This is a genomic window from Stenotrophomonas sp. Sm2128, from assembly GCF_030985535.1.
Lineage (GTDB): Bacteria > Pseudomonadota > Gammaproteobacteria > Xanthomonadales > Xanthomonadaceae > Stenotrophomonas > Stenotrophomonas maltophilia.
The window spans coordinates 1-10,726 of record NZ_JAPTFQ010000114.1; the positions used below are offsets into that span (position 1 = coordinate 1).

The window sequence follows — 10,726 nt, forward strand, 5'->3', positions numbered from 1 at the left end:
CCCCCCCCCCCGCCCCCTTTCCAGCAAACCGATATCTTGGTGGCCGGGTCGCGGGCCAGCGGCCGGCACTACCACGGGTGCAGGGCGCGGCCCTGCCAGAACCCCCTTCAGCATCCATGTCCGAATGTGGCGAGTATCGCCGTCGCCAGAGGCCTAGACTGGCGCCATGGACACCGCCCTCGCCCTCGACACCGCCGCCTGCGACCGCGCCCGCCTGGCCCGTGACGCACGCTTCGACGGCGTTTTCTTCACCGCCGTGCGCAGCACAGGCATCTATTGCCGCCCGGTGTGCCCGGCACCGCCACCGAAGCCGCGCAACATCACCTACTACCCGACCGCCGCTGCGGCCGCCGCCGCCGGCTACCGCCCGTGCCTGCGCTGCCGTCCCGAACTGGCACCGCAGGCCCAGCAGGCACTGGCCGGGCAGACCGTGCAGCGCGCCCTCGCGCTGATCCATGGCGGTTTCCTGCAGGACCAGCCGGTGGCCGATCTCGCAGAGAAGATCGGCCTCAGCGCGCGCCAACTGCAGCGCCTGTTCGTTGAACACCTGGGCGCGACGCCGGGGCAGATCCACGCCACCCATCGCCTGCTACTGGCCAAGCAGCTGCTGACCGAGACCACGCTGCCGGTGACCGATGTTGCGCTGGCCGCCGGCTACAACAGCCTGCGCCGCTTCAATACCGCCTTCCTGCAGGGCTGCGGCATGGCACCAACCGCGCTGCGTCGCCAGCACCAGCCGCTGGCCGCCGATGGCGGCGGCCTGGTACTGCGGCTGGTGTACCGCCCACCGTTGGATTTCCCGCGCATGCTGGCCTTCCTGCGCAAGCGCAGCCTGCCCGGCATCGAACTCATCGGCGAGGACAGCTACCAGCGCGTGCTCGGCACGCCGGAGCGCCCCACCCTGCTGCGCGTCACTGCCGACCCGAAACGCCCCGAACTGCGCCTGCAACTGGGCGCGGTTGATCCGCGCCTGATCCCCGACATCGTGCGCCGCGTACGCCGTGTCTTCGATCTGGATGCCGACCTGCAGCAGGTCCATGCCGCGCTGGGTGAAGAACCCCTGCTGGCGCGCGGCATCACCGAACGCCCCGGGCTGCGCGTGCCCGGCGGCTGGGATGGCTTCGAAGTGGGCGTGCGTGCCGTGCTTGGGCAGCAGGTCAGCGTGGCCGCGGCCACCACCTTCGCACGGCGCCTGGTCGATGCCTATGGCGCACACCTGCCGGGCATGCCATCGGACTTCGATCGCCAGTTCCCAGCGCCCGAGGTGCTGGCCGAGGCGCCGCTGGAATCAATCGGCCTGCCGCGCACCCGCGCCGCCACGGTGCGTGCGCTGGCCGCTGCATGTGCCAGCGGCCAGCTCGACTTCGGACCCGGGCAGGCCCTGGAAGACTTTGTTGCGCGCTGCGTGGCATTGCCCGGCATCGGCCCGTGGACCGCGCAGTACATCGCCCTGCGCGGGCTCGGCCAGCCCGATGCCTTCCCCGCCGGCGACCTGGTGCTGCAGCAGGTGCTCGGCCACGCACAGGGCCAGCGCCTGAGCGAACGTGCAACTGAAGCGCGCTCGCAACCGTGGCGCCCGTGGCGCGCCTATGCCGTGCTGCACCTGTGGCACCTGTCCGGCACGTTCGTTGGAGAACCGACATGACCCTGTTGTTTGATCGCTTCGACAGCCCCATCGGCGTGCTGACCATCGCCGGTGATGAGCGTGGCCTGTCACATGTGCTGTTCCCGGAAAACCGCCATCCGGCGCGCGGACGCGACGACTGGCACTACGCACCGGATGCCCTGCCGGAAGCACGCGAACAGCTGCTGCAGTTCCTGCACGGCGAGCGCAACAGCTTCGACCTTGTGCTGGCGCCACGTGGCACGCCGTTCCAGCTGCGCGTATGGCAGGCGCTGGCACTGATTCCGTTCGGCCAGACCTGGAGTTACCTGCAGCTGGCGCAGCACCTCGGCCAGCCCAGTGCGACCCGCGCGGTCGGCGCGGCCAACGGGCGCAATCCGCTGCCGATCATCCTGCCCTGCCATCGCGTGATCGGCAGCAACGGCGCATTGACCGGTTTCGGCGGCGGACTGGAAACCAAGGCCGCGCTGCTGCGGCTGGAACAACGCCAGGCCCCGCTGTTCGCCTGAGAGGGCTGGCCGGGCTGCGCCCGGCACCCGCAGAGGCTAGAGCAACAGCAACAGCGGGCTTCCTGCGGGGAGGCAGGGTGGGTCCAGTTGCAGGGGACGCTGCAAGTACGTCCCTGTAAGCTCGGTCGCCGCTTGCTCGTGTGCGCTGTCCTGCGCACACGGCAAGACCGGGGTTGGGCGTCCTGCCCAACCCGCCCGAGGCATGCCTCGGGCCCATGGCGCTCACGCCCCTGCAACCGGACCCACCCAGCCTTCGACAGGTTCCGGCGATCTGTCCGAACGTCATTCTGCGCAACTGTTGGTAGGTGTCGACCTTGGTCGACACGGTAGATCCACGCCATGCGTGGATGGAAGCATCAGGAATTGTGTCTGGAGAAAATCCCCCTTCCTGTTGAAGGGGGCGCGCCGACAGGCGCGGGGATAAGGAAAAATGCGCGGACACGGCGCGTGATAGCGCGCCGTGTCTTGGGCGCGTCATTGCGCGGGCTTATCATGCGTGGATGACTTCCGTACGCCTGACCTGCGCGCTGGCGCTGTTGCTGCCATTGGCGGCCTGCACCACCGCGCCCGCCCCTTCCGCCTCCGTTCCCGGTTCCGCCGCTGCGGCTTCGCCTCCGAAGCTGCTGCTGATCTCCATCGACGGCCTGCGCGCCGATGCGCTGGACCGTGGGCTCACTCCGAACCTGCAGCGACTGATCGACGGCGGCGTGCGTGCACGCTGGATGACGCCGTCCTATCCGTCGCTGACCTTCCCCAACCACTACACCATCGTCACCGGCCTGCGGCCGGACCACCACGGCATCGTCAACAACAGCATGGACGATGCAACCCTGGGCCGTTTCGAACTGAGCAACCGCGACGCGGTCACCACCAGCGGCTGGTGGGGTGGCGAACCGATCTGGGTCAGTGCCGAGAACGCTGGCGTACGTTCGGCCACCACGGCGTGGCCGGGCAGTGAGTCTGAAATCCGCGGCGTGCGCCCCAGCAAGTGGCGCGTATACGACGGCAAGGAACCGCTGGAGCAGCGGGCCGGCATCGTGCTCGACTGGCTGGCGCAGACCGATGCTGATGCACCGCGCCTCACCACGCTGTACATGGAACACGTGGACAAGGCCGGCCACAACTACGGCCCCGGGTCGAAGCAGTACGCCGACGCCATCGTGCGCGCCGACCAGATCGTCGGCCAGGTGCTCGACGGGCTGCAGCAGCGCGATCTGGCCAAGACCACCGACGTGATCGTCGTGTCCGACCACGGCATGGCCAGCGTCGCCGACGGCAACGTGATCGCCACCGAGTCGATGGCCGACCCGGCCATTGCACGCAATATCAGCCAGGGCCAGTCGGTGGGTTTTGCGCCGGTCGCCGGCCGCGAAGCGGAAGCCGAACGCGCCCTGCTCGGACGCCACGCGCACTACGAATGCTGGAAGAAGGAGAACCTGCCGGCACGCTGGCACTACGGCACGCATCCGCGGGTTCCGGCCATCGTCTGTGTCATGGATGAAGGCTGGGATGCCCTGCACCAGGAGAAGATCGCCAAGCGTGCGAAGCAGGATCGAGGTTCGCATGGCTACGACAACGCACTGCCTTCCATGCGCGCAGTGTTCGTGGCCGGCGGCCCGTCGTTCCGCCAGGGCCTGGTGATCGATGGCTTCGACAACGTCGATGTCTATCCGCTGCTGGCCCACCTGCTGCAGGTACCGGCCGCGCCGAACGATGGCAATCCGGAAACGCTGAAGAAGACACTGCGCTGATGCGGTTGTAGAGCCGAACCCACGCTCGGCTCACCGGACAGGCATAAAAAAACGCGGCGCCAGGCGCCGCGTTTTTCATTGAACCGGTCGTTCGACCGGATCAGGCCTTGGCGACGGCCTTCTTCGCCACAGCCTTCTTCGCCGGAGCCTTGGCCACGGTCTTCTTGGCAACCGGAGCGGCGGCGCCTACGGCGACCTTGCTGGCGGTGTGCGAACGGGCGTTGCCATAGCTGGCGTTGTAGCGCTTGCCCTTGGCGGTCTTGCGGTCACCCTTACCCATGTCTTCAACTCCTCAAATGTGAAATCTGGTTACCCCGTACTGACACGGGTTCGGCGGGGCCGCCTTGCTGGGCGCCCCCGCGCACGATCGAAAATCCTATCACGGAGCGCCTAGTGCGCGCAGCTGGCGTCGTGCACGTGACCGTGGTTGAGGCGCAGGTTGACCAGATGGGCCACACCCACCAGCAGGCCACCGATGGTCATCACCACCGCGTGCGGCACCGCATTGTGGTGCAGCGGGTCATACAGCACGCCGGCCCACAATGCGACCAGGCCGGGAATCAGGAAGCCCAGCGCACGCAGCGCACCGTGCCGGCGGTAGCCCCAGACCAGGCTGAACAACCCCAGCAGGGTCACGAACACCACCAGCGCCTGTTCCACGCCGTCGCTCAGCCAGAACGACAGCCCCAATGAAGGCGCTGCGGCCAGCAGCACCGGGATCACCGCGCAGTGCACCGCGCACAGCATCGAACCAGTGGCGCCGAAACGGTCGAGCAGGTGGCGCAGGCGTGAGGACAGGGACATGACTTCCAGCAGGGTCGGCGAATCGTTATGGAATAATATAACATACCTCTCCGACCCGCACGGTTTCCCTCCCCCTGTCCCATCGACGGGATTCGTGCGCCCCGCGATTGATACATTGTAACAAAGGACCCGTCCATGCCCGCCCATACCCCACGGCTCAAGCCGCATTCCCTGGCCCTGGCCCTCGCCGCCCTGCTGCCGTCCGTCGCCTTTGCAGCCGGCCAGGACACCGCCCATCGTGACCGCCACCTGACCGAGCTGTCGTCGGTGCAGGTCACCGCGTCGCCGCTGCAGGGTGACGCCGAATCGCTGGCACGCCCGGTGGAGGTGCTGGCCGGTGAACGCCTGGACGAGCAGAAGGCCGGCACCCTCGGCGATACCGTGGCCAAGCTGCCCGGCGTGCAGAGCACCTTCTTCGGCCCCGGCGTCGGCCGCCCGATCATCCGTGGCCAGGAAGGCCCGCGCGTGGCCGTGCTGTCCAACGGCATGGGCAACATGGATGCGTCCACGGTCAGCGCCGACCACGCCACCAGCATCGAACCGTTCCTGGCCGACCAGATCGAAGTACTGAAGGGCCCGGCCACGCTGCTGTTCGGCAGCGGCGCCATTGGTGGTGCGGTCAATGTGGTCGACGGGCGCATCGCGCGCGAGCTGCCTGAGCGGCCGCTCAGCGGTCGTGCCGAACTGCGCGGCAATTCGGTGAACAATGAACGCAGCGGCATGTTCCGCCTCGACGGCGTCAGCGGCAACGTCGTGCTGCATGTGGATGGCCTGGTCCGCAACGGCGACGACTACCGCATTCCCGGCTACGCGGTAATCGACAGCCTGGAAGACCACCACGACGACCACGACCATGATCATGCGGGCGAGGAAGGCGAAGAGCCGCGCCGCGGCCGCCTCGACAACAGCTCGATCCGCACCCGCGCCGGTGGCGTCGGCGCAACGTGGCTGGGCGACGGCGGCTACTTCGGCGTATCGGCCAGTACCTACCGCACCAACTACGGCATTCCCAATGGCGCGCACGTGCACGCCGATGGTGACGATCATGGCCATGACCACGGTCACGACCATGGTGATGAAGAGGAAGGCGGCGACGAGCACGACGTGCGCATCGACATGGTGCAGAACCGCTTCGAGACCAAGGCCGGCATCTACAACCCGGTCTCGTTCCTGAAGAACATCAACGCACGCGTGGCCTACACCGACTACGAACACGTAGAGCTGGAAGCCGGTACGCCGTCGACCCGCTTCACCAACCGCGGCATCGAAGCGCGCCTGGAAGCGGTGCAGCAGCAGATCGGCGGCTGGGACGGCGCCTTCGGCCTGCAGTTCGGCAACAGTGATTTCGGTGCCAAGGGCGAAGAGGCGTTCGTTCCGGATACCGGCACGAAGAACATCGGCCTGTTCGTACTGCAGGAAAAGCAGTTTGGCCCGTTCAAGCTGGAACTGGGCGGCCGCCACGACCAGGTCAAGCTGGACCCGAGCGGTGACTACCGCCGCCGCACCTTCGGTGCCACCAACCTGTCTGCCGCTGGTATCTGGAAGCTCAACGATGCCGTTGACCTGCGCATCGGCGTGGACAGCTCCGAGCGTGCACCGACCAACGAAGAGCTGTATGCCGCCGGCGCGCACATCGCCACCCGTTCGCTGGAAATCGGCGACGCCAACCTGAAGACCGAGCGCGGCCAGCGCGTGGAACTGGGTATCCACACCCACAGCGAGCGCCTGGACTTCTCCGCGTCGGTCTACCAGACCAGGTTCAAGGACTTCATCTACCTGGCCGACACCGGCATCACCGAGGGCCTGCCGGTGCGCACCTGGACACAGCAGGATGCGGTGTTCCGCGGTGCCGAGGCCGAAGCGCTGGTGCACCTGTTCGAGGGCGGCGCCGGTGACTGGGATCTGCGCCTGTTCGGCGACTACGTGAAGGCCAAGCTGGATGGCAGCGGCAGCCGCAACCTGGACATCGCCGTGCCGCATGGCGACCACAACCACAACTACACGGTGGAACTGGCCAACACTGGCTATCTGCCGCGTATCGCACCGGCCCGCGTCGGCGCCGACCTGCGCTGGTCGAAGGACGGCTGGCGCGCTTCGGTCGGTGCGGTCCGCTACACCCGCCAGAAGGACGTCGCCCAGAACGAAGCCCCGAGCGACGGCTACACCCTGGTCGACGCGCACCTGGCCTACCGCTGGGATCGCAACGCCAGCAACAGCTACGAGGTGTTCCTGGATGGCAGCAACCTGACCAACCGCGAAGTGCGCCCGCATACCTCGCTGCTGCGCGACTACTCGCCGCTGCCAGGCCGTGGTGTCGCATTCGGCATCCGCGCGTTCTTCTGATCGCGCACGGCGGGGTCGGAGCCCTTTTCGAAGGAAAGGGCTCTGACCCCCCACGCCATTCCACGGGGGCCTTCGGGCCCCCGTTTTCATTTCGACCCACGCCATCACGCATCCGTCACAAAGATGTGCGTACCACAACAAGCGGACAATCCCGTCACCCAATGTCTCGCCAATCGGACACTTTTGTCCGAAAATAATTCCATGACTGCCCAACGTGCCGATGCTGCTGCCCGCCGTGCCCTCATCCTCGATGCCGCCGATCATGTGTTCGGCCAACATGGTGTCACCGCCCCGCTGGACCTGGTGGTCGAACGCGCCCAGGTAGGCCGCGCCACCCTGTACCGCAACTTCCCCGACCGCACCGCACTGATCCAGGCGCTGCTGCAGCGCACGGTCGACCGCATCCGGCGCCAGGTCGAGCAGCTCGGCGACCGCGACGACGCCCTGTTCGAGGTGTTCGAGGGCATGGCCCAGCGCATCATTGATTCGCCGGCATTGGCCGATTACTGGCGTGCGGTCGATTCGGACGTGCCGTCCATGCGCGCCGCGCGCGAGACCGTGCGCGACCTGCTGGAGGAACCGATCGCGCGCGCCAAGGCCGCCGGGCTGTGCCGTGCCGACCTGGAAAAGACGGATATTTCACTGATCTCGGGCATGCTGGGTGCGGCCCTGCGCGGCAAGACCCGCGACGAGCGCGCTCAGTTGGCCGGGCGCGCACTGCAACTGCTGCGCGGGGGTCTCCAGGGAGCAACCAGCGAGGCTCGCTGATGGTCCAGCCGTATCTGAAGCCGGTTCCGGATTGGGAGGAGCACGAGAAGCCGACCATGCCCGGTTCGGCGTCGATGCCCTGGCACCCGCCGTATCGGCGCGCGGCCTATGCGCTGGTATCACTGCTGGTGGCGATCACCGGCGGCCTCGGCAATGCGCTGGTCACCGCCAACCTGCCGTTCCTGCAGGGCCAGCTGGCACTGACCCCGACCCAGGGCAGCTGGCTGGTGGCCGCCTATGCCATGGTGAATGTCACCGCCAACCTGTTGGCCTTCAAGTTCCGCCAGCAGTACGGCATCCGCCTGTTCGCCGAGATCGGGCTGGGCCTGTACGCGGCCCTGGCGGTGCTGCACCTGTTCGTCGGCAGCTTCGAGACCACGATGCTGACCCGCGCCGCCAGCGGCTTCGCGGGTGCGGCCTGTTCGACACTGGGCACGCTGTACATGCTGCAGGCGCTGCCGCGCCGCTTTACCGGCAATCTGCTGGTGGTCGGCGTCGGCCTCTCGCAGCTGGCGGTGCCGATCGCCTGGATCGTTTCACCAGGCCTGGTCGATACCGGCCAATGGCATCAGCTCTACTCATTCGAAGCCGGGCTGGCACTGTGCGCGTTCGCGGCAGTGGTGGTGCTTAAGCTGCCGCCCGGCATCCAGGTGAAGGCCTTCGAACCGCTGGACTTCCTCACCTTTGCCCTGCTTGCACCGGCCGTCGCGCTGCTGGTGATCGTGCTGGCGCAGGGCTACACCCGCTGGTGGCTCAACACGCCGTGGCTGGGCTGGGCCCTGGTCGCCTCGATCGTGCTGTCCACCACCGCCTTCATCATCGAGCACTACCGGCGCAATCCGCTGCTGCAGACACGCTGGCTGGCCAGCCTGCCCGTACTGCATTTCATCGTCGGCGCCTTCCTGATCCGCTTCCTGACCACCGAGCAGTCCTACGGCGTGGTCAACCTGATGCGCACGCTCGGCATGGGCCCTGATCAGTTGCGGCCGCTGTTCGTGGTGATTCTTGCCGGCGTGATCACCGGTATCGCCGGCACTGCACTGACCTTCGGGCCCAAACGGCTGATCCCGCAGCTGCTGATGGCGATCCTGCTGCTGGGCGCCGCCGCGTTCTTCGACCAGCACCGCACCAGCATGGATCGGCCGCACGACTTCTACGCCAGCCAGTTCCTGGCCTCGGTCGGTGCCGGCATGTTCATGGGCCCGTTGATCATGCTCGGCATTTCCGCCGCGCTGAAACAGGGCGTGGACCACATGATCACCTTCCTGGTGACGCTGTCGATCACGCAGACGCTGGGCGGCCTGGCCGGCTCGGCCGTGCTGGGGACCTTCCAGCTGCATCGCGAGCAGCTGTATTCCAGCGCGCTGACCAGCCAGCTCGACCCAGCCGACCCGGTGGTGGCACAGCGCCTGCGCATCCAACAGCAGCTGTACGTCGCCCAGATCACCGATCCGGTGCTGCGCAGCGCGCAGGGCAGCGCGCAGTTGGCGCAGACGACGCGCCGCGAAGCCAACGTACGCGGCTTCAATGATGTGTTCACGCTGAGCGGTTGGTTGGCCATCGGCTTCCTGTGCTGGTTGCTGCTGCTGTCGCTGCGCACCGCCGTGCTCAAGCAATGGCGCAAGCGCCACCCCACTTCCCCCGCTGTGGCCACGCCGGCCGCGCCCCGCTGAGCTCTCGACCATGCCTCCCGTCCCGCCCCGACCCGACGACGCCGACAACGTGACCCCACCGCCGCCGACCGACGCGGCGCCTGCCCCCACGCCGGTAGAACCCGCTGTCGCGCCGAAGTACCTCAAGCCCAGCGCGCGCAGCGTGGTGGTGATGGTGGTGGTGGCCCTGCTGGGCATTGCGCTGATCCTGCGCGCCTGGCACCTGTGGCCGTTCACCAGCAGCGTGATGGTGACCGACAACGCGTATGTACGCGGACAGATCACGGTGATGGCGCCACAGGTCAACGGCTATGTGACCGAGGTGCTGGTGAAGGACTTCCAGCACGTGAAGGAAGGCGAGCCGCTGCTGCGCATCGATGACCGCATCTATGCGCAGCGGGTCGCCCAGGCGCAGGCGACGCTGGACAGCGCACGCGCGGCCCTGGCCAACTCGGACCAGTCCCAGGCGCAGAACCGCGCGCAGATTGCCTCCGCCCGCGCCACGTTGTCGGCCGGGCAGGCGGAGCTGCAACGCTCACGCAACGAGACCAAGCGCTACGAGGAACTGGCCGCGCAGCAGCTGGTATCGATCAACGACCGCGACAAGTTCCGCACCGCGCAGGCTTCGGCGCAGGCCAGTGTGCAGCAGTCGCAGGCGCAGATCCGCATCGCCGAGGAAACGCTGGTGTCGACCCAGGTGGCACGCAAGAGCCTGGAGGCCCAGGTGGAGAGCGCGCAGGCGCAGCTGGAACTGGCGCGCATCGATCTGGCCAACACGGTGATCCACGCACCACGCGACGGCCAGATCAGCGAAGCCAGCGTGCGCGTGGGCCAGTACGTCGCCGCCGGTTCGCAGCTGCTGTTCCTGGTCCCTGACACGCTGTGGGTGGTGGCCAACTACAAGGAAGGCCAGACCTGGGGCATGGCGATCGGCCAGCCGGCCACGTTCTCGGTGGACGCGTTCCAGGGCCAGGTGCTGCGGGGCCGCGTGCAGGAGATCGCGCCTGCCACCGGGTCGGAATTCAGCGTGCTGCGCCCGGACAATGCCAGCGGCAACTTCACCAAGGTGGTGCAGCGGCTGCCGGTGCGGATATCGATCAATGAAGGCCAGAAGCTGGCCGCGCAGCTGCGGCCCGGCATGTCAGTGATCGTGCGGGTAGATACGCGGTCCAAGCCGATGGACTAGGACGCAGGCCCTGTCGCACCGATATGAAACGGGGTCACATACCATTTGCACAGGCAAATGGCTGTGACCCCCGTTTCAAAAATACCGGC

Annotated in this window: 9 protein-coding genes; 7 read left to right on the top strand and 2 right to left on the bottom strand. The window is 67.3% G+C overall.

From position 1 onward, the window contains the following. Positions 1-166: 166 nt before the first annotated feature. The 3 genes from O0K41_RS21125 to O0K41_RS21135 all read left to right on the top strand — a co-directional run bounded on the left by O0K41_RS21125 (position 167) and on the right by O0K41_RS21135 (position 3,884). Complete coding sequence (locus tag O0K41_RS21125; RefSeq protein WP_164222631.1) at positions 167-1,645, top strand: DNA-3-methyladenine glycosylase 2; 1,479 nt, start codon at positions 167-169, stop codon at positions 1,643-1,645. After that, positions 1,642-2,133 (top strand): methylated-DNA--[protein]-cysteine S-methyltransferase, encoded by a 492-nt coding sequence (locus tag O0K41_RS21130; RefSeq protein WP_005408696.1) that lies wholly within the window; start codon positions 1,642-1,644, stop codon positions 2,131-2,133. Before O0K41_RS21125 ends, O0K41_RS21130 begins: the two co-directional genes overlap by 4 nt. A gap of 500 nt (positions 2,134-2,633) precedes the next feature. Continuing rightward, the gene (locus O0K41_RS21135) at positions 2,634-3,884 is read left to right on the top strand and encodes an ectonucleotide pyrophosphatase/phosphodiesterase (protein ID WP_164222629.1); all 1,251 of its coding nucleotides are present in this window, start codon (positions 2,634-2,636) and stop codon (positions 3,882-3,884) included. A 100-nt stretch (positions 3,885-3,984) separates the two neighbouring features. Here the strand turns inward: O0K41_RS21135 and O0K41_RS21140 are convergent, their stop codons facing one another. Beyond that, positions 3,985-4,164 (bottom strand): 30S ribosomal protein THX, encoded by a 180-nt coding sequence (locus tag O0K41_RS21140; protein WP_004150462.1) that lies wholly within the window; start codon positions 4,162-4,164, stop codon positions 3,985-3,987. A gap of 110 nt (positions 4,165-4,274) precedes the next feature. Then, positions 4,275-4,688: a MerC domain-containing protein gene (locus O0K41_RS21145; protein WP_008264835.1), complete on the bottom strand. Its 414-nt coding sequence runs from the start codon at positions 4,686-4,688 to the stop codon at positions 4,275-4,277. Positions 4,689-4,823: 135 nt separating this feature from the next. On the opposite strand from O0K41_RS21145, the gene O0K41_RS21150 reads away from it, so the two are divergent. The 4 genes from O0K41_RS21150 to O0K41_RS21165 all read left to right on the top strand — a co-directional run bounded on the left by O0K41_RS21150 (position 4,824) and on the right by O0K41_RS21165 (position 10,637). Then, positions 4,824-7,031, top strand: coding sequence for a TonB-dependent receptor (locus O0K41_RS21150; protein WP_049451874.1), 2,208 nt, complete (start codon positions 4,824-4,826; stop codon positions 7,029-7,031). 201 nt (positions 7,032-7,232) lie between these two features. After that, positions 7,233-7,799, top strand: coding sequence for a TetR/AcrR family transcriptional regulator (locus O0K41_RS21155; RefSeq protein ID WP_005408692.1), 567 nt, complete (start codon positions 7,233-7,235; stop codon positions 7,797-7,799). After that, positions 7,799-9,472, top strand: coding sequence for an MFS transporter (locus O0K41_RS21160; protein WP_005408691.1), 1,674 nt, complete (start codon positions 7,799-7,801; stop codon positions 9,470-9,472). Before O0K41_RS21155 ends, O0K41_RS21160 begins: the two co-directional genes overlap by 1 nt. A gap of 10 nt (positions 9,473-9,482) precedes the next feature. Next, positions 9,483-10,637, top strand: a complete 1,155-nt coding sequence (locus O0K41_RS21165; RefSeq protein ID WP_088436624.1) for an HlyD family secretion protein — start codon at positions 9,483-9,485, stop codon at positions 10,635-10,637. Positions 10,638-10,726 lie beyond the last annotated feature (89 nt).

Coding starts and splice junctions, on each gene's coding strand:
- O0K41_RS21135 (WP_164222629.1), top strand. CDS start 2,634: ATGACTTCCGTACGCCTGACCTGCGCGCTGGCGCTGTTGCTGCCATTG.
- O0K41_RS21165 (WP_088436624.1), top strand. CDS start 9,483: ATGCCTCCCGTCCCGCCCCGACCCGACGACGCCGACAACGTGACCCCA.
- O0K41_RS21130 (WP_005408696.1), top strand. CDS start 1,642: ATGACCCTGTTGTTTGATCGCTTCGACAGCCCCATCGGCGTGCTGACC.
- O0K41_RS21160 (WP_005408691.1), top strand. CDS start 7,799: ATGGTCCAGCCGTATCTGAAGCCGGTTCCGGATTGGGAGGAGCACGAG.
- O0K41_RS21150 (WP_049451874.1), top strand. CDS start 4,824: ATGCCCGCCCATACCCCACGGCTCAAGCCGCATTCCCTGGCCCTGGCC.
- O0K41_RS21155 (WP_005408692.1), top strand. CDS start 7,233: ATGACTGCCCAACGTGCCGATGCTGCTGCCCGCCGTGCCCTCATCCTC.
- O0K41_RS21140 (WP_004150462.1), bottom strand. CDS start 4,164: ATGGGTAAGGGTGACCGCAAGACCGCCAAGGGCAAGCGCTACAACGCC.
- O0K41_RS21125 (WP_164222631.1), top strand. CDS start 167: ATGGACACCGCCCTCGCCCTCGACACCGCCGCCTGCGACCGCGCCCGC.
- O0K41_RS21145 (WP_008264835.1), bottom strand. CDS start 4,688: ATGTCCCTGTCCTCACGCCTGCGCCACCTGCTCGACCGTTTCGGCGCC.